Raw genomic sequence first — 23,632 nt, forward strand, 5'->3', positions numbered from 1 at the left:
CTCGAAAAATATATGGAAACGAAACGGATTGCGCGGCGTCGAGAACATCCCGCCTGACGGCGAGGGTCACTAGCCGTGTGGTGAAATAAATCAAGCCAATTTGAGCTTGAGCTCCTCCGCCACATTGGAGGGAACCTCTTCATAGTGGCTGAACTGCATCGTGTATTGCGCCCGGCCCTGGCTCATCGAACGCAGCTGGTTCACATAGCCGAACATGTTCGCCAGCGGCACGATGGCATCAATCACCTGCGCATTGCCACGGGAATCGGTGCCCTGGATCTGCCCGCGCCGGCTGTTGAGGTCGCCGATGACATCGCCCAGATAATCTTCCGGCGTCACCACCTCGACCTTCATCACCGGCTCGAGCAGCTTGATGCCGGCCTTTTGCGCGGCTTCGCGCATGCCGCCACGACCGGTGATTTCGAACGCCAGCGCCGAAGAGTCGACGTCGTGATAGGCGCCGTCATAGAGGGTGGCGACGAAATCGATGATCGGGAAACCGATCAGCGAGCCCGAGGCCGCCACTTCGCGGATGCCCTTTTCCACCGACGGAATATATTCCTTGGGAATGTTGCCGCCCTTCACCTCATCGTTGAAGACGATGCCCGAGCCACGCTCGCCCGGCTCGACGGTGAACTTGATGCGGCCGAACTGGCCGGAGCCGCCCGACTGCTTCTTGTGAGTGTAATCAATGTCGGCCTTCTTGGCGAGCGACTCGCGGTAGGCCACCTGCGGCGCGCCGACATTGGCATCCACCTTGAACTCGCGGCGCATGCGGTCGACGAGGATCTCGAGGTGAAGCTCGCCCATCCCCTTGATGATGGTCTGGCCGCTCTCATTGTCCGAGCTGACCCGGAACGAGGGATCTTCCTGCGCCAGGCGATTGAGGGCGATGCCCATCTTCTCCTGGTCGGCCTTGGTCTTGGGCTCCACGGCCACTTCGATGACCGGCTCGGGAAACTCCATGCGCTCCAGAATGATCGGCTTCAGCGACGAGCACAGCGTGTCACCGGTGGTGACATCCTTGAGGCCGACCAGCGCGACGATGTCGCCGGCATAGGCTTCCTTGATGTCCTCGCGGTTGTTGGCATGCATCAGCAGCATGCGGCCGATCTTCTCGCGCTTGTCCTTGACTGAGTTGAGCACGGTCGAGGCCGCTTCGAGCTTGCCCGAATAGATGCGCGCGAAGGTCAGCGTGCCGACAAAGGGGTCGGTCATGATCTTGAACGCCAGCGCCGAGAAGGGCGCGTCGTCCGAAGCCTCGCGAACTTCGTCCTCGTCCTTCAGGTTGATGCCGTGCATCGGCGGGATGTCGAGCGGGCTCGGCAGATAGTCGACCACGGCATCGAGCAGCGGCTGCACACCCTTGTTCTTGAACGCCGAGCCGCACAGCACCGGCACGAAATCGAAATTGAGCGTGCCCTTGCGGATCAACCGCTTCAGGTCGGCCACCGAAGGCTCATTGCCCTCCAGATAGGCCTCCATCAGCGCGTCGTCCTGCTCGACGGCAATCTCGATCAGCTCGCTGCGCGCCGCAGCGGCCGCATCGGCATAGTCGGCCGGGATATCCTTGTATTCGAACTTGGCGCCGAGCGATTCCTCGAGCCAGATGATCGCCCGGTTCTCGACCAGATCGACGAGGCCGACGAAATCACCCTCCAGCCCGATCGGCAGATAGAGCACCGCCGGCCGCGCGCCGAGACGATCCTTGATCATCTGCACGCAACGGTCGAAATTGGCACCCGTCCGGTCAAGCTTGTTGACGAAGCACATCCGCGGCACCTTGTACTTGTCCGCCTGGCGCCACACCGTCTCCGACTGGGGCTCGACGCCGGCCACACCGTCGAAGCACGCCACCGCACCGTCGAGCACGCGCAGCGAACGCTCGACTTCAATGGTGAAGTCGACGTGGCCCGGCGTGTCGATGATGTTGATCCGGTGGTCGTTCCAGAAACAGGTCGTGGCGGCAGACGTGATGGTGATGCCGCGCTCCTGCTCCTGCTCCATCCAGTCCATCGTCGCCGTGCCTTCATGCACTTCGCCGATCTTGTAGGACTTGCCGGTGTAATAGAGGATGCGCTCGGTGGTGGTCGTCTTGCCGGCATCGATGTGCGCCATGATGCCGATGTTGCGATACCGCTCGAGCGGGGTTGTGCGTGCCATGTCTAACCTGCCAGACGAAAGAGTTGTGTGGACCTGTGTGCCGCCCGCTTACCAGCGATAATGCGAGAAGGCGCGGTTGGCTTCGGCCATGCGGTGCGAATCCTCGCGCTTCTTGACCGCAGCACCGCGGTTGGACGCGGCATCGAGCAGCTCGCCCGAGAGGCGCTGCGCCATGGTGTGCTCGGAGCGCTTGCGCGCCGCCGAGATCAGCCAGCGGATGGCCAGCGCCTGCGCGCGCTCGGGCCGCACCTCGACGGGCACCTGATAGGTGGCCCCGCCGACGCGCCGCGAGCGCACCTCGATGCCCGGGCGCACATTGGCCAGCGCATCGTGGAACACGCCCACCGGCTCGCGCCGGCTCTTGGCCTCGATGGTTTCAAGGGCCGAATAGACGATCGATTCGGCAACGGACTTCTTCCCCTGGAGCATCACCAGGTTCATGAACTTCGAGAGAACGACATCACCAAACCGGGGATCCGGCAGGACTTCACGCTTCTCGGGACGACGACGACGAGCCATTGATCCTGATCCTTACTTCGGACGCTTCGCGCCGTACTTCGAACGGCTCTGCTTGCGATTCTTCACACCCTGGGTGTCGAGCACACCGCGCAGCACATGGTAGCGCACGCCGGGCAAATCCTTGACGCGGCCGCCGCGGATCAGCACCACCGAGTGCTCCTGCAGGTTGTGGCCCTCGCCGGGGATATAGCCGATGACCTCGAAGCCATTGGTAAGACGGATCTTCGCCACCTTGCGGAGCGCCGAGTTCGGCTTCTTCGGGGTGGTGGTGTAAACACGGGTGCAGACACCGCGCTTCTGCGGGCAGGCCTCCATGGCCGGCACCTTGTTGCGCGCCTTCTGCAAATCACGACCCTTGCGGATCAACTGGTTGATTGTTGGCATCAAATCTTCCTGTCGCTTCGGCCATGGCCACCATGGCCATCGCCTACTCCAGAGCCGCCCCGCCTGCAGACGTTGCCATCTACGGCATAAGCGCATGAACCTGCCAAAGGCCGGTGCCATGCGCGCGGTGCACCCTGTCGTGTCATGTCCGGCACGCGCCGCGCCCGGGCCTCAAGCCCAATCACTGCCGTAACGGAAGGCGCCGCATAGTCGACCCGCACGCCTCCGTCAATCTTTATCCCCAGCCCGCAACATGGGCGAGGCCCGGCTCAGAGCGCGCCGTGGCAGTGCTTGAACTTCTTGCCCGAGCCGCACGGGCAGGGCGCGTTGCGCGGTACATTGCGCAGCCATTCGGCCCGCGTCTCCTCGTCAATGTCGGTCAGCTCGGCGGTGGCGGCCGCCGCACCAGCCAGCGCGCCGGGCGGCAGCGAGCCAAAGGCATCGAGCGCCGGCATCGGGATGCCGCCAGCGTCATTCTCGCCGCTGAAGGGGTCGATATGCGTCGTCACCAGCCCGGAAAAATCCGACTCCATCGCCGGCGCGCTCGCCGGCTCGAGGCTGAACTGGGCCTGGGCCAGCATGCGCGTCACATCCTCGCGAACAATGACGAGCATCCGCTCGAACAGGGCAAAGGCCTCGCGCTTATATTCGTTGAGCGGGGTCTTTTGCGCATAGGCGCGCAGATGGATGACCTGGCGCAGCGCATCGAGCGTGGCCAGATGCTCCTTCCAGTGATGATCGAGCGCCTGCAGCAGGAAGTTCTTCTCGATCGAAACCCAGGTCTCGGCCGGCACCTTTTCGGCCTTCGCCGCCATCAACGCATCGCTGGCCTCGACCAGCCGCTCGACCACCATCTCGGGGTCGATCGACGCTTCCTGCGGCCAGCCGGTCACATCGAGATCAAGCCCCAGCGTGTCCCGCACCGCCGCCTGAAGCCCCTCCACATCCCATTGCTCGGGGAAGCTGCCGGGCGGGCAGGCATCGGCGACGATCGCGTTCACAGTCTCGTGGCGCATGTCGACGACGACATCGCCCACGGTCTCTGAATCCATGATGTCGGCGCGCTGCTCATAGACGACCTTGCGCTGGTCGTTCATCACGTCATCATATTGCAGCAGCTGCTTGCGGATATCGTAGTTGCGCGCCTCGACCTTCTTCTGCGCCGTCTCGATCGCCTTTGAAATCCAAGGGTGGACGATCGCCTCGCCCTCTTCCAGCCCGGAGTTCATCATCCGCGACAGCATCGACTGCTGGCCGAAGATGCGCAGCAGGTCATCATCAAGGCTGAGATAGAAGCGGCTCAGGCCCGGGTCGCCCTGCCGGCCCGAGCGGCCGCGCAGCTGGTTGTCGATGCGCCGGCTCTCGTGCCGCTCGGTGCCGAGCACGAACAGCCCGCCGGCGGCGATCACCGCCTCGCGCTCGGCCTTGACTTCCTCGATGATCTTCGCGGCCGCCGCCTCTTTCTCCGGCCCCTCGGGCATGTCGCCCAGCTCGCGCGCGATGCGCTTTTCGGCATTGCCGCCAAGCTGGATGTCGGTGCCGCGCCCCGCCATGTTGGTGGCGATAGTCACCGCGCCCAGCCGCCCGGCCTGCTCGACGATCTGCGCTTCCTGCTCATGGTAGCGGGCGTTGAGCACGACGTGCTTCACCCCCTCCTTGGTCAGGAACTCGCTCAGCATCTCGCTCTTTTCAATCGACACGGTGCCGACCAGAATCGGCTGGCCCTTGGCTTGCGCCTCGCCGATCGCCTTGACGATCGCCTTGTACTTGTCTTTGGCATCCTTGTAGAATTCGTCATCCACATCGATCCGCCGCACCGGCAGATTGGTCGGCATCTCGACGACGTTGAGCTTGTAGATGTCGTAGAATTCGGACGCCTCGGTGGCGGCCGTGCCGGTCATCCCGCCGAGCTTGGGGTACATGCGGAAATAATTCTGGAAGGTGATCGAGGCCAAAGTCTGGTTCTCGGGCTGGATCGCCACGCCCTCCTTGGCCTCGACGGCCTGGTGCAGCCCGTCCGACCAGCGCCGCCCGTCCATCATGCGGCCGGTGAACTCGTCAATGATCACCACCTTGCCGCCGCGCACGATGTAATCGGTATCACGGCGGAAGATCACATTGGCGCGGAGCGCCTGATTGAGGTGGTGGACCACCTGGGTATTCTCGAAATCATAGAGGTTCGCGCCCTCGAGCAGCCCGGCCGCCTCCAGCGCGCGCTCGGCCTTTTCGGTGCCGTCCTCGGTCAGGATCACCGACTTGGCCTTTTCATCGACGATATAATCGCCCGGCTCCAGCGTCTTCACCATCGCATCGACGGCGATGTACATCTCGCTCTTGTCGTCGGTCGGCCCGGAGATGATCAGCGGCGTGCGCGCCTCGTCGATCAGCACCGAATCGACCTCATCGACCACGGCGAAATTGAACGGCCGCTGCACCATCTGCTCGCGGCTGTATTTCATGTTGTCGCGCAGATAATCGAAGCCGAACTCGTTGTTGGTGCCGTAGGTGATGTCAGCAGCATAGGCGGCGCGGCGGCTGGTATCGTCGAGATTGGGGATGATCACCCCCACGCTCATGCCGAGAAAGCGATAGACCTGCCCCATCCACTGGGCATCGCGGCTAGCGAGATAATCGTTCACCGTGACGACATGCACGCCTTTGCCGGTGAGCGCATTGAGATAGACCGCCAGGGTCGCCACCAGCGTCTTGCCCTCGCCGGTGCGCATCTCGGCGATCTCGCCGCGGTGGAGCACGATGCCGCCGACCATCTGCACATCGAAATGGCGCATGCCGAGCGACCGCACCGCGCCTTCGCGCACGGTAGCAAAGGCCTCGGGCAGAATGTCATCGAGCGTCTCGCCCGCGGCCAGCCGCGCCTTCAGCTTGTCGGTCTGGCCGCGCAGCGCCTCGTCATCGAGCGCCTGCATCTGCGGCTCGAGCGCGTTGATCGTCTCCACGACCGCGCCCAGCGACTTGACGTAGCGATCGTTGGCCGACCCGAACAGCCGCTTGGCGATTTTGCTCAATCCGAGCATGATGATCCTGACATTGGTCTGAAAAGCGATGCGCGACCGGATGTAAGAGCCGCCCCGCCGTTCGTCAATGAAGGCTCACCCGCCCAGCTTGCGCCCTTCGATCAGGCGGCGCCGCTGCCACCAGCGCCGGCCCGCGCTGCCACGCGGCTGCTTGCGCTGCAGGCCGAAGTCCACCGCCTTGCGAACCTTGGGATAGGGCTTGGTCCAGCGCAGGTAGCGCCGCTTCGCATAGCGCGAATTGCGCAGCACCAGCGCCAGGCCCAGGCCGAACAGCACCGTGCCCGTGGGCGGCGGCGTCGGCAGGGCTGCGATCGGCGCAACCACCATCAACAGCCCGCCCAGACCGATCTGGGCGAGCCGCATCGGCCGGCTCCGCATCACCGCTCTGACTTGATCTCGGGGACTCACGAAGCCGCCGTAAGCGCCTCTTGTGGCAAGCTCAAGGCAGGCCCGGCTTGAGTCTGTCAGTGCGGCCCGTTAAGCCTGTTTCTTGGCGGACCCGAGGCTTTTCCGCAACAGGAGCAGAGCTTGGTCGCACTCGTCGGAACCGTCGCCTTTCTGGGCCTCGAAGCCCGGCGCGTCGATGTCCAGGTCCAGATCTCCAGCGGGGCGGCCGCCTTCATCACCGTCGGCCTGCCCGACAAGGCGGTGAAGGAAAGCCGCGAGCGCGTCCAGTCCGCGCTTCATGCCATGGGCCTGTCGCTGCCGCCGCGGCGCATCGTCGTCAATCTCTCGCCCGCCGACCTGCCCAAGGAAGGCTCGCATTATGACCTGCCGATCGCGCTCGGCCTGCTCGCCGCCATGGGCATCGTCCCCACCGACGCGCTCGATGGCTATCTGGCGGTGGGCGAGCTTGGCCTTGATGGCCGGCTGAGCCCGGTGCCCGGCGTGCTGCTCGCCGCGCTGCACGCCGCCGAAGCCGAGCTCGGGCTGATCTGCCCGGCCGCGCAAGGCTCGGAAGCGGCCTGGGCCGGCGATGTCGAAGTGCTCGCCGCACCCGACCTGCTGGCGCTGCTCAACCATCTGAAGGGCACCCAGCTGCTCAGCCCGCCCGAGCGGCTGCTCGCCCCCTTCACCCGCGCCGGGCCTGATCTCGCCGATGTGAAAGGCCAGGAAACCGCCAAGCGCGCGCTCGAAATCGCCGCAGCGGGGGGGCACAACATGCTGATGTGCGGCCCGCCCGGCTCGGGAAAGTCGCTGCTCTCGGCCTGCCTGCCCGGCATCCTGCCCGAGCTGACGCCCGCCGAAGCGCTGGAAGTCTCGATGGTCGCCTCCATGGCCGGCAGCCTCGAAGGCGGCCGGCTGATGCGCGCCCGGCCGTTTCGCGCGCCCCATCACAGCGCCTCCATGCCAGCCCTTGTCGGCGGCGGCGCCAAGGCCCGGCCCGGCGAGGTCAGCCTCGCCCATCTCGGCGTACTGTTCCTCGATGAATTGCCCGAATTTCAGCGCACCGTGCTCGATTCGCTGCGCCAGCCGCTCGAGACCGGCAGCGTCTCGGTGGCGCGTGCGGCCGCGCATGTCAGCTATCCGGCGCGCGTGCAGCTCATCGCGGCGATGAACCCCTGCCGCTGCGGCCATCTCGATGATCCGGCGCGGGCCTGTTCGCGCGCGCCGCGTTGTGCGGCCGACTATCAGTCGCGCCTGTCCGGCCCGCTCCTCGACCGTATCGACCTGCATATCGACGTGCCCGCCGTCTCGGCGATGGACCTGACCCTGCCGCCGCCATCGGAAACAAGCGCCGATGTCGCTGCCCGTGTGGCGGCTGCCCGCGCCCGCCAGGCCGCGCGCTATGCCGGCACACCGGTGCGCACCAATGCCGAGGCCGATGGCAAGCTGCTCGAAGGCCATGCCGCCCCCGACGAGCCGGGCCGCACCCTGCTCGCCCAGGCGGCCGAGCGGCTGCGCCTGTCGGCGCGCGGCTACACCCGCACCCTGCGCGTCGCCCGCACGCTCGCCGATCTCGCCGGCGCCGACCGGGTGGAGCGCAGCCACATCGCAGAAGCGCTCAGCTACCGGCTGCGCGCACCGGTCAACTAGGCGCCCCGGGTTCCTTCACGCCGCCAAAGCCGATAGGCTGTGCCGCCCGAGCAGCGCACAGAAAGGCAAGGACGCGATGAACCAGCCCATAACCCACTGGATGTTCGCCCCCTTGCGCAAATTCGCGACCTTTGGCGGTCGGGCGCCGCGCGCTGAATTCTGGTGGTTCTGGCTGTTCTCGGTGCTGCTCATCGGCGCGGCGACGGTCGTGGATTTCGCGCTGATCGGCGCCGAGGCGCTCGCCGCCTTCGGCGTCGGCCCGCTCGGGGGGCTGGCGGCGCTGGCGCTCATGCTGCCTTCGCTCGCCGTGCAGGTCCGCCGGCTGCATGATCAGGAAAAGTCGGGCTGGTTCATCCTCATTGGCCTCATCCCCTTCATCGGCGGGCTGATCCTGTTCTGGTTCAATCTCCAGCGCGGCACGCCGGGCACCAACATCTATGGCGAAGACCCGCTCGAGACCCGCCAGTTCTTCACATGAAGCCAAGCTCGGGGTCGTCGCCGCGGGCCAGCCGCGCCGCCGCCGTGCGGGCAAAACGCAGCGTTTCCGCCCGCCGCCGCGCCGGCGCCATCGCCCGCCACGGGGCTTCGCGCAACAGCGCGGCATCAAAGCGGTCAGCCACGAGCACACCGGTCTCGTCCGGGCCAAAATCGGCCGCCATCACCAGCTCGCCGAGTGCGGCGGGCACCGCCCAGAAAAACCGGTCACAGCGCGCCAGATAGTCGGGCCATTTTCGGTCCCCGCGCAGATCACCCGCCGCCACCTTGATCTCGACGATGGTCAGCCGCCCCTGCGCATCCACACCCAAAATGTCAGCCGCCGCCCGCAGCCGAGCGTCGCCTCGGCCAGCGGCGCGACCCCGGCGCGCATCAGCCAGCGACACACGCCGCGGCGCACATCGCCGCTGTCCATCAGTCCCGGGCCAGCGTTTCGGCGATGAGCGCGGCCGCATCCGCCGCCTCGATCTCGACCAGCCACAGGTCCGGATCACGCGCCCGGGCGCGCGCCGCCCAGCCTGCAACATCGGCCGCGCGCGCCGCCTCGGCCCATTCATAACCGCCCGAAAGGCCCATCACCGGCGCCAGCACCACCTCATCCGCGCCGTTGCGCACGACGACCGCAATGCTGCCCGATTGCTCGTCGCCCCGCGCCAGCACCGCGCCAAACCCGCCCGCCGCGCTCACCGCGCGCAGCAGAGCCGAAACCTTGAGCCCGGCCGCGAGCCGCATCAGGCGGCGCGGGTGGCCCGCAAGGCCGGCCGGTCGATCGCCTCGAACAGCTCGTCGGCTGTCTCGGCCGCGCGCATCGCCGACAGGATCTGCGGGTTGCGCAGCGCCCGGCTGACCCGCGCCAGCGCCTTCAGATGGTTCGCGCCCGCCTCTTCCGGCGAGAGCAGCAGCACCGCGACATCAACCGGCTCATCGTCGAGGGCGCCATAGTCGATCGGCCGCGCCAGCCGCATGACCACCAGCGTCACCGCCTCAAGCCCGGGAATCCGCCCATGGGGGATGGCGGCGCCCTGACCAAAGCCGGTCGAGCCGAGCGCCTCGCGCGCATGCACATGCGCGGCAATGACCTCGGCCGCCACCCCGGCAATCGGCGCAGCGCGTGCCGCCAGCGCATCAATCAGCGCGGCCTTGCCGTCCACCTCGACATCGAGGAAGATCGAAAGACCGCGCAGAAGATCCGCGAAATCGCCACCGTTCATCACAAACTCCAAACCACGCTCACCACAAGGGCCCGATACACGCGCCTCAGGCGCGCGGCTCGACCCAGCCGATGCTGCCGTCGTCGCGCCGATACACCATATTATGCCGGCCGGATGCAGAATTCACGAACATCAGCGCATTGGTGTTGCGCAGGTCGAGCATCATCACCGCATCGCTCACGCTCGCTTCGGGAATATCGACCCGCATTTCGGCAATGACGAGCGGATGGTCGCCCTCCACCTCGCCATCTTCGGGCGACGGCGCAAACACCTTGTATTCGGCATTTTCCAGCGCGTTTGACAGTGCCCGTTCGGCCGCCACCTGCGCGCCGGGGCCATGCCGGTCCTTCAGCCGGCGCATGTAGCGGCGCAGCTGCTTGTCGATCCGCTCGGCCGCGCCGTCAAAGGCGAGATGCGCGTCAGCACCGCGGTTGGAGCCCTTCAGGATCAGGTCGGCCATCACATGCATCACGATATCGGCCTGAAAATGGCCGTGCGGTGCCGCACTCAGCGTCACATGGGCGGTCAGCGCGCGCGGAAAATATTTTGCCACCATGGCTTCCAGCCGCTCTCGCACATGCACGCCAAAGGCCGCACCAGTATCAACCTGATGCCCTGAAATCCTGATTTCCATCCATCGTCTCCCCGGCCAGGCTCAACCCCGGCGCTCGTCATCCGCGACACATTGAGTCGCACCATCATATTGCGTCAAAGCGACAGGCTTGTCCCCTATCAACACGCACGAAATACAGGTTTATCACCGCTCAGCGCAGCCAGACCGGATCCTTCAGCCCGGCCACAAAGGCGCGGTGACGCTCAAGCTCGTCCGCACTCACCACGGCCTTCACAGCCGCGCGCGGCGACGGATGGACAGCCACGGGGGCGGCAAAGTCCATCGCCTCGGTCTCGCTCTCCACCGCCAGGTCAAAGCCGATCTGCCGGCCGCCCATCAGCTCGACATAAACCCGCGCCAGCAGCTCGGCATCGAGCAGCGCGCCATGCTTCTGCCGGGCCGACAAGTCGATGCCATAGCGGTTGCACAGGGCATCGAGCGTGTGCTTGGCGCCGGGGTGAAGCTTGCGGCTGATCTCCAGCGTGTCGATCGACCGCGACATCGGCAGCGGCGTCCGTTTGGCGCGCTTCAGCTCCCAGTTCAGAAACTCCATGTCGAAAGCGGCATTGTGCGCGACCAGCGGCGCATCACCGATAAACGCCAGAAAATCATCGATCACCATCTCGAAGACCGGCTGGCCAGTGAGGAAATCGGACGACAGCCCATGCACATTCTGCGCATCCTTGGGCATCGGCCGGCAGGGGTCCAGATAGGTCTGATAGGTCCGCCCGGTCATCACCCGGTTGACCAGCTCGACCGCGCCGATCTCGACGATACGGTGGCCCTCCCCCGGCATGATCCCCGTGGTCTCGGTGTCGAAAACAATCTCGCGCATGCCTCTGTCTAGCCCAGCCGGCTCCGGCTGAGAAGCCTCAGCGCTTGCGCGGCAGCCGCGCCACCAGCCGCCGCACCTTGTTCCAGGTCTCGCGCCGCCCGCGCCCGGTCTCGATCACCACATCGGCGCGCCGCCGCTTCTCCGCATCGCTCATCTGCGCCTTCAAAATCGCCTCGAACTTCGCCCGCGTCATCCCCGGCCGCGCCAGCACACGGGCGCGCTGCACCCGCAGCGGCGCCGAGACCACAACCGTCATGTGGCAGCGCGCCCAGCCGCCCTTTTCAAACAGCAGCGGCACATCAAGCACGACCGCATTCTTCAGCCGGTGCGCGCCCAGAAACGCTGACTGCGCCTCGGCCACCAGCGGATGCAAGATCCCTTCCAGCCGGCTGAGCGCCACCCGGTCGCCGAACACCGCCGCTCCCAGCTTCTCGCGGTGGAGCCCGCCGTCATGCGTGGTGCCGGGAAAGGCCGCCTCGATCGCCGCCAGCGCGCGGCCGCCCGGCCCCTGCAGCGCGCGCACCTCGGCATCGGCATCAAAGACCGGCACCCCCAGCCGCTCGAACATGGCGGCCACGGTCGATTTGCCCATGCCGATCGACCCGGTCAGCCCGATGATCTTCATTTGAGCAGCCTCGCCCTAAGCGCCGCATCCTCGCCGCGCGGCGCCTCCGCCCCGAAAAACAGCGCAAAGCCCATCGCCGCCTGGCCAATCAGCATCTCCAGCCCGTCAATCACCGCCAGCCCCCGCGCCCGCGCGGCTGCCAGCAGCGGCGTTTCGAGCGGCGCATAGACGGCATCGAACACCATCATGTCATCCGGCAGCCGGGCCATGTCGGGGACAAAGGCGGGCTGCCCCGTCATGCCCAGAACCGAGGCATTGAACAGCAGCGCCGGCGCGCCCCATTTCGCTTCGGCCGCATCCATCGGCAGCACCTGCCCGTCCATCCCGAAGCCCTCCAGCAACGCCCGCCCCTTGGCCGGATCGCGCGCCAGAATCGTCACCCGCGCCGTGCCCAGCCGCACAAAGGCCGCCATCGCCGCCCGCGCCGCACCGCCGCTGCCCACCAGCACGACCTCGCGGCCCGCCAGCGCCCGGCGCTGCAACGGCTCGCAAATGCCTGCCACGTCGCTGTTATGGCCATGCAGCGCGCCGTCCGGCATCACCTGCACGACATTGACCGCGCCAACATCGCGCGCGCCCGCATCGATCACATCGACACAGTCCATCACCGCCAGCTTGTGCGGCACGGTAACGTTGACGCCAGCAAAACCCAGCGCCGCCAGCGCCCCCATGGCCTCGACAAGCCGCTCAGGCGCCACCGGAAAGCGGCCATATTCCCCGTCGATTCCCAGCCGCTCCAGCCAGAACCTATGGATGAGCGGCGACTTGGAATGCGCGACGGGCCAGCCGATGACGCCGGCGATGGGGGGGGTGGGGCGCATCAGAGGGCCTCCGGCGGCTGGGGCCTTGGGCCCCAGACCCCACACACAGACTTTACGCACAACGCGTCCAAGTGCAGCCCAACCCTAACAAATGGGGTCTGGGGCCCAAGGCCCCAGCCGCCGGAGGCCCTTTCCTTCATGCCAATAGCTCCCCCCGCTCCCGCAGCCAGCCAAACAACGCCAGCAGCGGCAGCCCCCGGATCACGTACTGATCACCGTCGATCCGGGTGAACAGCTGCGCGCCCAGCCCTTCGATCCGGTAGCAGCCGACACAGGCAAGCACGGCCTCGCCTTCGCGGTCCAGATAGTCGGTGATGAACGCGTCTGACAGCGGCCGCATCGTCAGCCGGGCGGCACCACCGGCCCGCCAGACGGGCTGGCCCCCCTGAGCAGCGACGGCGGCTGACACCAGCCGGTGCGTCGTGCCGGAGAGCTCACGCAGCTGCGCCTCGGCGCGCGGGCGCGTTTCGGGCTTGGCAAGCAGCGCGCCGTCGGCGGTCACCGCAATCGAATCCGCGCCGATCACCAGCGCGCCGGGGTGGGCGCGGGAGATTTTGAGCGCTTTCAGCTCAGCGAGCGCATCGGCGATGCGCTCGGCGGACGCGCCTTCGGCCAGCAGCCCTTGCGTGACGGAATCCTCATCGACATGCGCCGGCAGCGTGTCGAAGGTGAGGCCCGCGGCTGACAGCATGGCGCGCCGCGCGGCGCTCTGGCTGGCGAGGATGATCATGGTTGCGCGCTTTCGCGCGTCTCGCGCGCCTGCACAAGATTGATGATGGCGGCCGCCGTCTCCTCGATCGACCGGCGCGTGACGTCGATCACCGGAATATCATGGTCGGCAAACAGCCGCCGCGCATAGGCGACCTCGGCCTCGATGCGCTCGATATCGACATAATCGGTTTCCGGTGCCTGGCCCAGGCTGAGCAGCCGGTTGCGCCGCACCATCATCAGCCGCTCCGCCGCCGTCGTCAGCCCGACCACCAGCGGCGCCTTCAATTTGAACAAGATGGCCGGCGGCGGGGACTGCGGCACGATCGGGATATTGGCGGTCTTGTAGCCGCGATTGGCGAGATAGATGGAGGTCGGCGTCTTGGATGTGCGCGAGACGCCGGCGAGCACGATGTCGGCCTCTTCCCAGTCATCGCTGCCAGCGCCGTCATCGTGCACCATGGTATAGTTGATCGCATCGACGCGGCGAAAATAGGCGGCGTCCATGATGTGCTGGCGGCCGGGCCGTGTGGTTGCCGTCTGGCCGAGAAGGTCGGAGAGCGCCTGGATGGTCGGGTCGAGCGGGCTCACCATCGGCAGCCCGAGCGCGGCGCAGCGGCTCTGCAGCCGGTCACGCACCTTGCCATCCACCAGCGTGTAGATCACCAGCCCCGGCCGCTGGGCAATTTCGGCAATCACCCGGTCGAGATGCCCCTCGGAGCGGACCAGCGGCCAGAAATGCTTGACCGATTCGGCGCCTTCAAAGCGGGCCAGTCCGGCCTTGGCGATGATTTCGAGCGTTTCGCCGGTTGAATCGCTGACCAGATGCAGGTGAAGCCGGGTCGAAGCCGTCGTCATGCAAAAAACCCCCGGAACAATCCTGTGAATAACGCGTGGACGCGGCCGGTCAAGGCAAGGCGAGATTGAGGCCTGCATGAAATCGGGCTAGCCATGCTCCGCTGGTTGCGTCCTTCATCCCCTTGTGAGCGGCAGTGGACGAGCCCCTGTGAATCCTGAGCAAAACGTCATCCAGGCCAGGAATCTCAACCGCTTCCCTCATCGCCCGTTTCTGAAGAACTGCTCGAAAATCCGATTATCCCCAACAGTCCCAGCCCCAATAACCATTACTATCATCATGATAGGATTCATCTTTGTTGGACCTCTTGACCCTTTGCCCGCGCCCCGCGATGAGAGCGACATGACAGTCAAGACCGCAGCTGCGACACCGCATGATCCCCCGCTTCTGGCGGTGCTCAAGGGCGAGCATCGTGATCCCCCGCCTGTCTGGCTGATGCGCCAGGCCGGGCGCTATCTGCCCGAGTATCGCGCGCTGCGAGCCGAAAAGGGCGGTTTTCTCGAGCTGGTCTATGATGCCGATGCGGCGTGCGAGATCACGCTCCAGCCGCTGCGGCGCTTCAAGATGGACGGCGCCATCCTGTTTTCCGACATTCTCATCATCCCACACGGCATGGGCCAGCATCTGACCTTCGGCCCCGGCGAAGGCCCCCAGCTGAGCCCGCCACTCGCCAGTGCGGACTGGCAGGGCCTGACGCCCAACCCGGAATATTTCGATCGCATCTACGCCACCGTCGCCAAGGTGCGCGCCGCGCTCGATCCGTCGGTCACCATGCTCGGCTTTGCCGGTTCGCCCTGGACCATCGCCACCTATATGGTGAACGGCCATGGCTCCAAGGACCAGGCCGAAACCCGGGCGCTCGCCTACCGCGATCCGGCCGCCTTCCAGTCGCTGATCGATGCCATCGTCAAGGCGACCGTCATCTATCTCTCGGGGCAGATCAAGGCCGGGGCCCAGGCTGTCCAGCTGTTTGACAGCTGGGCCGGCTCGCTCAGCCCGGCACAGTTCGAGCGCTGGGTCATCGCCCCCACTGCCAGCATCGTCAGCCAGCTGATGGCGCTGCATCCCGACACGCCGATCATCGGCTTTCCCAAGGGCGCGGGTGCCAAGCTCGCCGCCTATGCGGCCGAAACGGGCGTCGATGCCGTCGGGCTTGATGAAACGCTCGATCCGGTCTGGGCCGACAGCGTGCTGCCGGCCGACATGCCGGTGCAGGGCAATCTCGATCCCCTCGCCCTGCTCACCGGCGGCGCAGCGCTGGAGGCTGCGGTCACCCGCATCCGCACCGCCTTTGAAAACCGCCCGCACATCTTCAATCTCGGCCACGGCATCATCAAGGAAACGCCCATCGCCCATGTAGAGGCGCTGATGGAGCTGGTGCGTGCGCCGCTGCAGACGGGCACGCGCGCATGACCGGCTGGCTGGGCAGCGCCTATCCCTGGATCAAGTCGCTGCACATCATCTTCGTCATCTTCTGGATGGCCGGGCTGTTCATGCTTCCGCGCTTTCTGGTCTACTGGATGGCGTCGGCGGGTGAGGCGGAAAATGCACTCTGGGCCGAGCGCTGCAACCGGCTGCGGCGCATCATCCTGACGCCGGGCTTGATCGTCAGCTGGGCGGCCGGGCTGGCGCTTGCCTTCCATCTCGGTTTTGCCGGCAATGGCTGGCTCCATGCCAAGATCACCATCGTGCTCGCGCTGTCGGGCTTTCATGGCTGGTCGGTCGCCACGACCAGGAAATTCGCGCGCGGCGAGCGGCCCTATGCCGAAAAGACGCTGCGGCTGGCCAATGAGATCCCGTCGCTCGCCACCATCGGCGCCGTCATCCTGGTGATCGTAAAGCCTTTCTGAGCCGCATGCCGCTCAAATGGTCAGCACCGTCGAGCCCGTCGTTCGCCGGTCTTCGAGGTCGCGGTGGGCTTGTGCCGCATCCGCCAGCGCATAGCGTTGGTCGATCGACACGGAGAGCGCACCCGAGGCGACCATGTCCAGAACCCGCCCGGCATGGCGCTCAATCTCCTCTGGCGACTGGTAATAGTCGAATAGCGTGGGCCGGGTGGCAAACAGCGAGCCCTTCTTCGCCAATATACCGAAATCCACCTCGCCCACCGGGCCGGAGGCATTGCCGAAGCTGATATAGAGACCACGCTTGCGCAGGCTGTCGAGCGAAGCCTCGAAGGTCGCCTTGCCCACCCCGTCGAACACCACATCAACGCCGCGTCCGTCGGTCAGATCGCGCACCGAGCCCGCCATGCCGTCTGCCTGCAGCAGCCCATGGTCAGCGCCGAACGACCGCGCCCGCGCCAGCTTGGCGTCCGAGCCCGCAGCGGCGATTACCGTCACCCCGCGCGCCTTCAGCCATTGCACCAGCAGCAGCCCGACCCCGCCGGCGGCGGCATGGACCAGCGCCGTCTGACCAGCCTCGATCCGCGCACAGCGCTCGACCAGAAATTCGGTCGTGCAGCCCTTCAGAAGCACGGCGGCGGCCACCTCGTCCGACACGCCGTCGGGCAGCACCACCACCCGGTCCGCGGCGATGTTGCGGTGGGTGGCATAAGCGCCGATCGGTCCCCAGCAATAGCCGACGCGTGTGCCGGGCGTCAGCGAAACGCCCACGCCGACCGCCTCCACCACGCCAGCCGCCTCCAGCCCCAGCCCGCTCGGCAGCGACACCGGATAGAGCCCCGAGCGGTGATAGGTATCGATGAAATTGAGCCCGATGGCAGTGTGACGAACCGTGATCTCCCCCGGCCCCGGCGGCTGAAGATCGGCTTCGACCAGCTGCAATACGTCCGGCCCGCCGGTGCTTTCAAAGCAAATTCTTTTCATCACCTTATCCCTATGCTGCGCAGCAAGATTTTGGATTCAAAGATTATCCCTGAAAAACGCCGCCGTGCGCCGGTCAGCCAATTCGGCCAGATCGGGCACCCGGCTGCTGCCGATCGCCCGGGCAAAGGCGTGGTCCGCGGCATAGTCATGCAGCGTGCAGCGCGGGTGTGCATTGAGCCGCGCATGAACCGCCGCCTGGGCCTCTTTCGAGACAAAGCCGTCTTCAGTGGCGATGTGCAGCATCAGCGGCTGGGCGATGGCATCGGCTTCCTCCAGCCTGCCGTCGATGCCCACGCCGTAATAGCCAACGCTGGCATCGCTGTCGGCGCGGCAGGCGGTGAGATAGGCCAGAAGCGCGCCGAGGCAATAGCCGACCACACCCACTTTTTCGCAGCCCGCATCGCGCAGTGCCTTGATGGTCGCGGCGATATCGGTGATGCCAAGATCGACATCGAACCGTCCGTAAAGGTCAAAGGCGCGCTGCAAGTCATCGGGCGTGTCGGCATCGAGCGAAACCCCCGGCTCCAGCCGCCAGAACAGGTCGGGCGCCACCGCCCGGTAGCCGAGTGCACCCCAGCGATCGACCATCTGCTGGATGCCGGGATTGATGCCGAAAATCTCCTGGATCACGATCACGCCAGCCCTGGCCGGGGTCGGCCCGGCCGCATAGGCGTCAAAGCCGCCGCTGCCATCAAGGCTGTTGATCTGAATCGTTTCGGTCATCGGCTGGTCCTCATGTTCATCGGAATATGTGGCGCAGATTACACATAGCGCCGCCGTGTGATAAAGGCTTGTCATCATGATGCGAAAGGTTCGGCAATGAAGGTCAATGTCCAGATCGACTGTACGCCCGAAGAAGCGCGCGCCTTTTTCGGCCTGCCCGATCTCGCGCCGCTCCACGATCTCTATGTCGAGCGCATGAAGACGATGATGACGGATGGCGTGTCGCCCGCCGATTTCGAGAAGATGACCAAGAGCTGGATGCCCGGCATGGCCGACAGCTTTGAACAATGGCGGCAGCTGATGCTGGCTGCCATGCCCAAGAGCGGCTGAGCTTTCTTTCCGCTGATGGCCTCGACAATTGTTGCTCTCGCCTCGGGTCGGCCGCCCGCCGGTGTTGCCGTGGTCCGCCTGTCCGGCCCCGCTGCCGGGCCTGTGCTGGCTGGGCTCAGTGCTGCGCCGCTCCCGTCGCCGCGCCGGCTGGTCATGCGCCGTCTTGCCGGCCCCGCTGGTCCCATCGACCATACGCTGGTCGTCTGGTTTCCCTCGCCCGGCAGCGCCACCGGCGAGGATGTGGCCGAATTTCACCTCCATGGCGGCCCGGCGGTGGTCTCCGGCCTGATCGAGGCCGTTCTGGCCCATGACGGGGTGCGCTTGGCCGAGCCGGGCGAATTCACCCGCCGCGCCTTCGAGAATGGCCAGCTCGATCTGGCTCAGGTCGAAGGGCTGGCCGATCTCGTCGCCGCTGAAACCAGCGCCCAGCGGCAGCAGGCGCTGTCTCTGGCCGGTGGCGCACTGTCTGCGCTGGCCGACGGCTGGCGCGCCCGCTGCCTCACCCTGCTCGCCGAAGCCGAAGCCGCGCTTGATTTCGCCGAAGATGAAGCCGATGTCGCCGAGCGTCTCGATGAGGCGGCTGCTGCGTCGCTCGCTGCCATGGCCGACGAACTGGACCGGATTCTTGCCGAAAGCACCCGAGCCGCACGCATCAGGGACGGGCTGACAATCGTCGTCACAGGCCCCCCGAACGTTGGAAAGTCAAGCCTTGTCAATATGTTGTCTCAGAGGGAAGCGGCCATCGTCACGGCCATTCCTGGCACCACGCGCGACGCCATCGAAGTGCCGCTCGATCTCGGCGGGATCGCGGCCATGCTGATCGACACAGCTGGACTCAGAGAGACCGACGACCCGGTCGAGCGCGAAGGCGTCGCCCGCGCTCGCGCCCGCGCGGCCCAGGCCGATCTTGTCCTGCACGTCACAGATGACCCCGATCTGCCCCCGCCGCCGGGCGGTCTGCTGATCCTCAACAAGCGCGATCTTCATCACAGGGCCCCGCCTGCGGGTCATTTCAGCCTGTCTGCCAGTACGGGTGAAGGCGTCGACACGCTGCGTCGCCATCTCGCCGCCTGGGCGCAAGGCGTGACAAGGCCCGGCGAATCGGTGCCGCTCGCCCATGCACGCCACCGGGCCGCGTTCGCCACGGCCGCCACCGAACTCCGTCAGGCGGCTGCGGCGCCGCTGCCCGAGCTTCGCGCCGAATCGCTGCGCCAGGCGGCCTTCGCCTTGGGGCGCATCACGGGGCGCATCGGCATCGACGATGTGCTCGACGAGATTTTCAGCCGCTTTTGCATCGGCAAATAGCGGCGCATCTTTGTTTCACGTGGAACACAGGCTAGAGACGCAGCCATGCAGCAATGGGATGTTCTCGTCATTGGCGCCGGCCACGCCGGGTGCGAGGCCGCGGCCGCCGCGGCGCGACGCGGCGCGCGCACGGCACTGCTCACCCTCGACGCCAGTGATGCCGGCACGCTCTCGTGCAATCCCGCCATTGGCGGCATCGGCAAGGGCCATCTCGTCGCCGAGATCGAGGCGCTAGGCGGCGTCATGGGCCGAGTCGCCGACCGCGCGCGGTTGCAGGCGCGCATTCTCAATCGCTCGAAAGGCCCGGCCGTCCATGGCCCGCGCGCCCAAGTGGACCGGCGTCGCTACCGCGCTGCCATGGCCGAAGCGCTGGCCGGCGTCCCCAATCTCACGCTGATCATCGGCCATGCCGAGGCGTTGATCGTCGAGCAGGGGCGGGTCATCGGCGTTGAGACCAGCGCCGGGCCGGTTCATGCCCGCGCCACCGTGCTCACCACCGGCACCTTCCTCGGCGGCGTCATGCATCGCGGTGCGGCGCGCGAAGCCGGCGGCCGCCAAGGCAGCGCCGCCTCGACGCTGGGCGAGGCCTTGCGCCGTCTCGGCCTCCCCGTTGCGCGCCTCAAGACCGGAACGCCGCCGCGCCTCGATGCCCGCACCATCGATTGGGCGGCGCTTGATTGGCAGTTCGGCGATGACGATGATCCCGCCTTTTCCGCCCGCGCCGCCGAGCAGACCCCGCCGCTGCCTTGTGGCGTCACCCGCACCACGCTCGAAACGCACCGGATCATCCGCGAGAATCTCGCGGCCTCCGCGCTCTATGGCGGTCATATCAACAGTGTTGGCCCACGCTATTGCCCCTCGATTGAAGACAAGGTCGTCCGCTTTGGTGACCGTGATGGCCATCAGATCTACCTTGAGCCCGAGGGCTATGACGATATCACCGTCTATCCCAACGGCCTCTCGACTTCGCTCCCGGCCGAGGTGCAGGCTGCCTTCATCGCCACCATCCCCGGCCTTGAGCGCGCCGCCATCCTGCGCCCCGGCTATGCCATCGAATATGACCATGTCGACCCGCGCGCGCTCAAGCCCACGCTTGAAGCCCATGATCTGCAAGGCCTGTTTCTCGCCGGACAGATCAACGGCACCACCGGATACGAAGAGGCTGCCGCCCAAGGGCTGGTCGCCGGGGCAAACGCCGCCGCCGCCGCCGCCCGTGGCCTTGCGCCGTTCACCCTCGACCGCGCCCAGGCCTATATCGGCGTGATGATCGACGACCTCACCACCCAGGGTGTGTCCGAACCCTATCGCATGTTCACCTCGCGCGCCGAATATCGGCTGCGCCTGCGCACCGACAATGCTGATGAGCGGCTGAGCGGCAGCGCCGCTGCCGCCGGCCTGCTGTCCGGGGCTGAGCAAGCGGCCCGGCAGGCCCGGCTGTCGGCATTGGCGGAAGGCCGTGCCCTGCTCCAGCGTCTCACCGCGTCGCCCAGCGCGCTCGCCAAGCTCGGCATCGCCTGCCGTCAGGACGGCGTCACCCGCTCTGCATTCGAATGGCTGCGCTTCCCCATGGTCGGCGAAACCGAGGCGCTCCGCATCTGGCCAGATCTGCAGGCGCTCGACCCGGCCATCTTCGCCTCGCTGGTCACCGACGCCCGCTACGCCGTCTATGTCGCCCGGCAGGAGGATGAGATCGCCATCTTCCAGCGTGATCAGGCGCTGCGCCTGCCCCCCAGCCTCGACTTTTCCGCCGTCCCTGGCCTCAGCCATGAGATGGCCGAACGGCTGCACGCCGCGCGCCCCGAAACGCTGGGCGCCGCCAGCCGCATTCCGGGCATCAGCCCAGCCGCGCTCATCGCGCTGCTCCCCTATGCAAAGCGCGCGGCGTGATCGAACGGGAGGGTTTCACGTCCTGCTTCGCTGTTTCACGTGAAACAATGGACAAGCTCGACCGCTACGCCGCCCTGCTCGCCGACTGGCAGACCCGGATGAACCTTGTCGGCCCCAGCACCCTGCCGCAGCTCTGGCACCGGCATTTCGCCGATTCAGCCCAGCTTCTGCCGGTCGCCGGGCCGGGGCGCACATGGCTTGATATCGGCGCCGGCGCGGGTTTCCCCGGTCTCGTCATCGCCACGCTTGATCCCGGCGCGCGCGTCACCCTCGTCGAATCGATTGCCAAGAAGTGCCGATTTCTGGAGACTGTCGTTTCCGACCTCCAATTGGACGACCGCGTGACCGTCGAAAACCGCCGTATCGAAGACCTGCCGCCGCGTCGTTTTGACGTCATCACCGCGCGCGCACTCGCTGCCGTCACCCGTCTTCTCGGCTGGGGTCGCCCCTTCGCCGGGCGCGACACGCTCTGGCTCCTGCCCAAGGGCGCGCGCTGGTCCGAAGAGCTGGACGAGGCACGGCGCGCCTACCGCTTCAAGGTCGAAACCCGACCGAGCCTCACCGACGAGGCGGCGCGCCTGCTCCTCATCCGCGGCGTGGCCGCGTCATGATCCTCGCGCTCGCCAATCAGAAGGGCGGCGTCGGCAAGACGACGACCACCGTCAACCTCGCCACAGCGCTCGCCGCCATCGGCCTCAGGGTGCTCGTCATCGATTCCGATCCGCAGGGCAATGCCTCCACCGGCCTCGGCATCGACCGCAAGAGCCGCTCGTCGAGCACCTATGAAGTCCTGCTCGGCAGCGCCGGAATCGCCGATGCCATGGTGCCCACCGCCATCGAGGGCCTGTTCGTCGTGCCCTCCACCGCCGCGCTGTCCGGGGCCGAAATCGAGCTTGTTGATGTCGAGCGCCGCAGCCACCGCCTCGCCGCCGCACTCACCGAGGCGCCAGCCTTTGATCATATCCTGATCGATTGCCCGCCCTCGCTCGGCCTCCTTACCCTCAATGCGCTGGTCGCCGCTGACCGCGTGTTGGTGCCGCTGCAGGCCGAATTCTTCGCGCTCGAAGGGCTGAGCCAGCTTCTGGGCACGATCGAGCGTGTCCGCGCCGGCCTCAATCCGGCGCTTTCGCTGCTCGGCATCGTCCTCACCATGGTCGACCGGCGCAACCGGCTCAGCGAGAATGTCGCCGAAGATGTCCGCGCCGTGATGGGCGCCAAGGTGTTTGAAACCACCATCCCGCGCAATGTCCGCCTGTCCGAAGCGCCGAGCCATGGCCTGCCGGCGCTGCTCTATGACAGCCGCTGCGCCGGCTCGGAGGCTTATATCGCGCTGGCGCGCGAGTTTCTCCAGCGCATTCAGTCCCTGCCGCAGGTAACCCCAGCAAATGTCTGACAGAAAACGTAGAACCGGCCTTGGACGCGGCCTCTCGGCGCTGCTCGAAGAGGCGGCCACACCCGCGGCCACCAGCAAGGCCTCGCAGCTGCCGATCTCGGACATCGCCCCCAACCCCGGCCAGCCGCGGCGTCACTTCGCGCCCCAGGCGATGGAGGAGCTGATCGCCTCGGTGCGCGCGCACGGTGTGCTGCAACCCATTCTCGTCCGCCCCGCCAGCGCGGGCGGCTATGAGATCATCGCCGGCGAACGGCGCTGGCGTGCCGCCCAGGCGGCCGGGCTGCACGAGATTCCCGCCCTTGTCCGCGACCTCAGCGATGCCGAAACCTTCGAGATCGCGCTCATCGAGAATATCCAGCGCAGCGACCTCAACGCCATGGAGGAAGCGCGCGGCTACCAGCGGCTGATCGACGAGTTCGGCCATACCCAGGCCGCGCTCGCCGCCATCGTCGGCAAGTCGCGCAGCCATGTCGCCAATCTGCTCCGCCTGCTCGATCTGCCGCCCGAGGTGCAGAAGATGGTGGAGGAAGGCGTGCTCGCCATGGGTCATGCCCGGGCGCTGGCTGCGGCGGCCGATCCGCTCGCCGTGGCTCGCCGTGTCGTCGCCGAGGGCCTGTCGGTGCGCGCCACCGAGGCGCTGGCCAGCGGCAGCAAGACGCCGCGCCCGCGCCACGGCCTCGCCCCCGCGACTCCCGCGGCGAGCGACCCCAATCTCGAAGCGCTTGAGCTTCAGCTGAGCGAGCAGATCGGCATGCCGGTCGCCGTCTCGGTGTCGGGCGCCAACAGTGGCAGCCTCACCGTCCGCTTCGAAAGCCTCGATCAGCTCGACTGGCTCTGTGCCCGCCTCGGCCAATAGCCGGGCGA

General features: G+C 66.6%; 27 protein-coding genes. 10 read left to right on the forward strand and 17 right to left on the reverse strand.

Features of this window, described 5'->3' with window-relative positions:
• Window positions 1-90 precede the first annotated feature (90 nt).
• From fusA to ACMVO5_RS09715, 5 genes are all read right to left on the reverse strand, one after another.
• Window positions 91-2,163: an elongation factor G gene (fusA, locus tag ACMVO5_RS09695; RefSeq protein ID WP_416907312.1), complete on the reverse strand. Its 2,073-nt coding sequence runs from the start codon at window positions 2,161-2,163 to the stop codon at window positions 91-93.
• A gap of 48 nt (window positions 2,164-2,211) precedes the next feature.
• Window positions 2,212-2,682, reverse strand: a complete 471-nt coding sequence (gene rpsG / locus ACMVO5_RS09700) for a 30S ribosomal protein S7 (protein ID WP_416907313.1) — start codon at window positions 2,680-2,682, stop codon at window positions 2,212-2,214.
• A 12-nt stretch (window positions 2,683-2,694) separates the two neighbouring features.
• A complete protein-coding gene (rpsL, locus tag ACMVO5_RS09705) occupies window positions 2,695-3,066 on the reverse strand; it encodes a 30S ribosomal protein S12 (RefSeq protein ID WP_416907314.1) in 372 nt (123 codons plus the stop codon).
• A gap of 269 nt (window positions 3,067-3,335) precedes the next feature.
• Window positions 3,336-6,101: a preprotein translocase subunit SecA gene (secA, locus tag ACMVO5_RS09710; RefSeq protein WP_416907315.1), complete on the reverse strand. Its 2,766-nt coding sequence runs from the start codon at window positions 6,099-6,101 to the stop codon at window positions 3,336-3,338.
• A gap of 75 nt (window positions 6,102-6,176) precedes the next feature.
• The gene (locus ACMVO5_RS09715; protein WP_416907316.1) at window positions 6,177-6,464 is read right to left on the reverse strand and encodes a hypothetical protein; all 288 of its coding nucleotides are present in this window, start codon (window positions 6,462-6,464) and stop codon (window positions 6,177-6,179) included.
• Between the two features lie 165 nt (window positions 6,465-6,629).
• Between ACMVO5_RS09715 and ACMVO5_RS09720 the strand changes: the two genes are divergently transcribed.
• On the forward strand, window positions 6,630-8,138 hold the full coding sequence (locus tag ACMVO5_RS09720) for a YifB family Mg chelatase-like AAA ATPase (RefSeq protein WP_416907317.1): 1,509 nt from the start codon (window positions 6,630-6,632) through the stop codon (window positions 8,136-8,138).
• A gap of 76 nt (window positions 8,139-8,214) precedes the next feature.
• Window positions 8,215-8,616: a DUF805 domain-containing protein gene (locus tag ACMVO5_RS09725; RefSeq protein WP_416907318.1), complete on the forward strand. Its 402-nt coding sequence runs from the start codon at window positions 8,215-8,217 to the stop codon at window positions 8,614-8,616.
• Here ACMVO5_RS09725 and ACMVO5_RS09730 read toward each other — a convergent pair.
• The 10 genes from ACMVO5_RS09730 to ACMVO5_RS09775 form a co-directional block, all read right to left on the reverse strand.
• Window positions 8,609-8,938 (reverse strand): MmcB family DNA repair protein, encoded by a 330-nt coding sequence (locus tag ACMVO5_RS09730; protein ID WP_416907319.1) that lies wholly within the window; start codon window positions 8,936-8,938, stop codon window positions 8,609-8,611. The genes ACMVO5_RS09725 and ACMVO5_RS09730 overlap by 8 nt on opposite strands.
• A complete protein-coding gene (locus ACMVO5_RS09735) occupies window positions 8,917-9,048 on the reverse strand; it encodes a hypothetical protein (protein WP_416907320.1) in 132 nt (43 codons plus the stop codon). The genes ACMVO5_RS09730 and ACMVO5_RS09735 overlap by 22 nt, the downstream gene beginning before the upstream one ends.
• Entirely contained in the window at window positions 9,048-9,365 is a 318-nt protein-coding gene (locus tag ACMVO5_RS09740) for a DUF1491 family protein (RefSeq protein ID WP_416907321.1), read from the reverse strand. Before ACMVO5_RS09740 ends, ACMVO5_RS09735 begins: the two co-directional genes overlap by 1 nt.
• A complete protein-coding gene (locus ACMVO5_RS09745; protein WP_416907322.1) occupies window positions 9,365-9,844 on the reverse strand; it encodes a PTS sugar transporter subunit IIA in 480 nt (159 codons plus the stop codon). Before ACMVO5_RS09745 ends, ACMVO5_RS09740 begins: the two co-directional genes overlap by 1 nt.
• A 46-nt stretch (window positions 9,845-9,890) precedes the next feature.
• A complete protein-coding gene (gene hpf / locus ACMVO5_RS09750) occupies window positions 9,891-10,478 on the reverse strand; it encodes a ribosome hibernation-promoting factor, HPF/YfiA family (protein ID WP_416907323.1) in 588 nt (195 codons plus the stop codon).
• Between the two features lie 130 nt (window positions 10,479-10,608).
• Window positions 10,609-11,292, reverse strand: coding sequence for a DNA polymerase III subunit epsilon (gene dnaQ / locus ACMVO5_RS09755; RefSeq protein ID WP_416907324.1), 684 nt, complete (start codon window positions 11,290-11,292; stop codon window positions 10,609-10,611).
• 37 nt (window positions 11,293-11,329) lie between these two features.
• Complete coding sequence (gene coaE / locus ACMVO5_RS09760) at window positions 11,330-11,917, reverse strand: dephospho-CoA kinase (RefSeq protein WP_416907325.1); 588 nt, start codon at window positions 11,915-11,917, stop codon at window positions 11,330-11,332.
• On the reverse strand, window positions 11,914-12,738 hold the full coding sequence (gene aroE / locus ACMVO5_RS09765) for a shikimate dehydrogenase (RefSeq protein WP_416907326.1): 825 nt from the start codon (window positions 12,736-12,738) through the stop codon (window positions 11,914-11,916). Before aroE ends, coaE begins: the two co-directional genes overlap by 4 nt.
• A 136-nt stretch (window positions 12,739-12,874) precedes the next feature.
• On the reverse strand, window positions 12,875-13,468 hold the full coding sequence (locus ACMVO5_RS09770) for a Maf family protein (RefSeq protein WP_416907327.1): 594 nt from the start codon (window positions 13,466-13,468) through the stop codon (window positions 12,875-12,877).
• Window positions 13,465-14,304: a pyruvate, water dikinase regulatory protein gene (locus ACMVO5_RS09775; RefSeq protein WP_416907328.1), complete on the reverse strand. Its 840-nt coding sequence runs from the start codon at window positions 14,302-14,304 to the stop codon at window positions 13,465-13,467. The genes ACMVO5_RS09770 and ACMVO5_RS09775 overlap by 4 nt, the downstream gene beginning before the upstream one ends.
• Window positions 14,305-14,644: 340 nt before the next feature.
• Between ACMVO5_RS09775 and hemE the strand changes: the two genes are divergently transcribed.
• Together hemE and ACMVO5_RS09785 are read left to right on the forward strand one after the other, a co-directional pair.
• Window positions 14,645-15,715 carry a uroporphyrinogen decarboxylase gene (hemE, locus tag ACMVO5_RS09780; protein ID WP_416907329.1) on the forward strand — a complete coding sequence of 357 codons (1,071 nt, stop codon included), beginning with the start codon at window positions 14,645-14,647 and terminating at the stop codon, window positions 15,713-15,715.
• Window positions 15,712-16,152 carry a CopD family protein gene (locus tag ACMVO5_RS09785; protein WP_416907330.1) on the forward strand — a complete coding sequence of 147 codons (441 nt, stop codon included), beginning with the start codon at window positions 15,712-15,714 and terminating at the stop codon, window positions 16,150-16,152. Before hemE ends, ACMVO5_RS09785 begins: the two co-directional genes overlap by 4 nt.
• Window positions 16,153-16,164: 12 nt before the next feature.
• Here ACMVO5_RS09785 and ACMVO5_RS09790 read toward each other — a convergent pair whose 3' ends face one another.
• Both ACMVO5_RS09790 and ACMVO5_RS09795 read right to left on the reverse strand, forming a co-directional pair.
• Window positions 16,165-17,130, reverse strand: coding sequence for a quinone oxidoreductase family protein (locus ACMVO5_RS09790; RefSeq protein ID WP_416907331.1), 966 nt, complete (start codon window positions 17,128-17,130; stop codon window positions 16,165-16,167).
• 36 nt (window positions 17,131-17,166) lie between these two features.
• Window positions 17,167-17,853, reverse strand: a complete 687-nt coding sequence (locus ACMVO5_RS09795) for a dienelactone hydrolase family protein (RefSeq protein ID WP_416907332.1) — start codon at window positions 17,851-17,853, stop codon at window positions 17,167-17,169.
• 96 nt (window positions 17,854-17,949) lie between these two features.
• Here ACMVO5_RS09795 and ACMVO5_RS09800 point away from each other — a divergent pair, with 96 nt between their 5' ends.
• The 6 genes from ACMVO5_RS09800 to ACMVO5_RS09825 are packed head-to-tail and all read left to right on the forward strand — an operon-like array spanning window position 17,950 to window position 23,624.
• Window positions 17,950-18,183 (forward strand): DUF6489 family protein, encoded by a 234-nt coding sequence (locus tag ACMVO5_RS09800; RefSeq protein WP_416907333.1) that lies wholly within the window; start codon window positions 17,950-17,952, stop codon window positions 18,181-18,183.
• A gap of 15 nt (window positions 18,184-18,198) precedes the next feature.
• Window positions 18,199-19,488, forward strand: a complete 1,290-nt coding sequence (gene mnmE, locus ACMVO5_RS09805; RefSeq protein ID WP_416907334.1) for a tRNA uridine-5-carboxymethylaminomethyl(34) synthesis GTPase MnmE — start codon at window positions 18,199-18,201, stop codon at window positions 19,486-19,488.
• Between the two features lie 45 nt (window positions 19,489-19,533).
• Window positions 19,534-21,375, forward strand: a complete 1,842-nt coding sequence (mnmG, locus tag ACMVO5_RS09810; RefSeq protein ID WP_416907335.1) for a tRNA uridine-5-carboxymethylaminomethyl(34) synthesis enzyme MnmG — start codon at window positions 19,534-19,536, stop codon at window positions 21,373-21,375.
• 47 nt (window positions 21,376-21,422) lie between these two features.
• Window positions 21,423-21,986 (forward strand): 16S rRNA (guanine(527)-N(7))-methyltransferase RsmG, encoded by a 564-nt coding sequence (rsmG, locus tag ACMVO5_RS09815; protein WP_416907336.1) that lies wholly within the window; start codon window positions 21,423-21,425, stop codon window positions 21,984-21,986.
• Complete coding sequence (locus ACMVO5_RS09820) at window positions 21,983-22,768, forward strand: ParA family protein (protein ID WP_416907337.1); 786 nt, start codon at window positions 21,983-21,985, stop codon at window positions 22,766-22,768. Before rsmG ends, ACMVO5_RS09820 begins: the two co-directional genes overlap by 4 nt.
• Window positions 22,761-23,624, forward strand: a complete 864-nt coding sequence (locus ACMVO5_RS09825; protein ID WP_416907338.1) for a ParB/RepB/Spo0J family partition protein — start codon at window positions 22,761-22,763, stop codon at window positions 23,622-23,624. Before ACMVO5_RS09820 ends, ACMVO5_RS09825 begins: the two co-directional genes overlap by 8 nt.
• Window positions 23,625-23,632 lie beyond the last annotated feature (8 nt).

Source organism: Polymorphobacter sp., from assembly GCF_048007885.1.
Lineage (GTDB): Bacteria > Pseudomonadota > Alphaproteobacteria > Sphingomonadales > Sphingomonadaceae > Sandarakinorhabdus.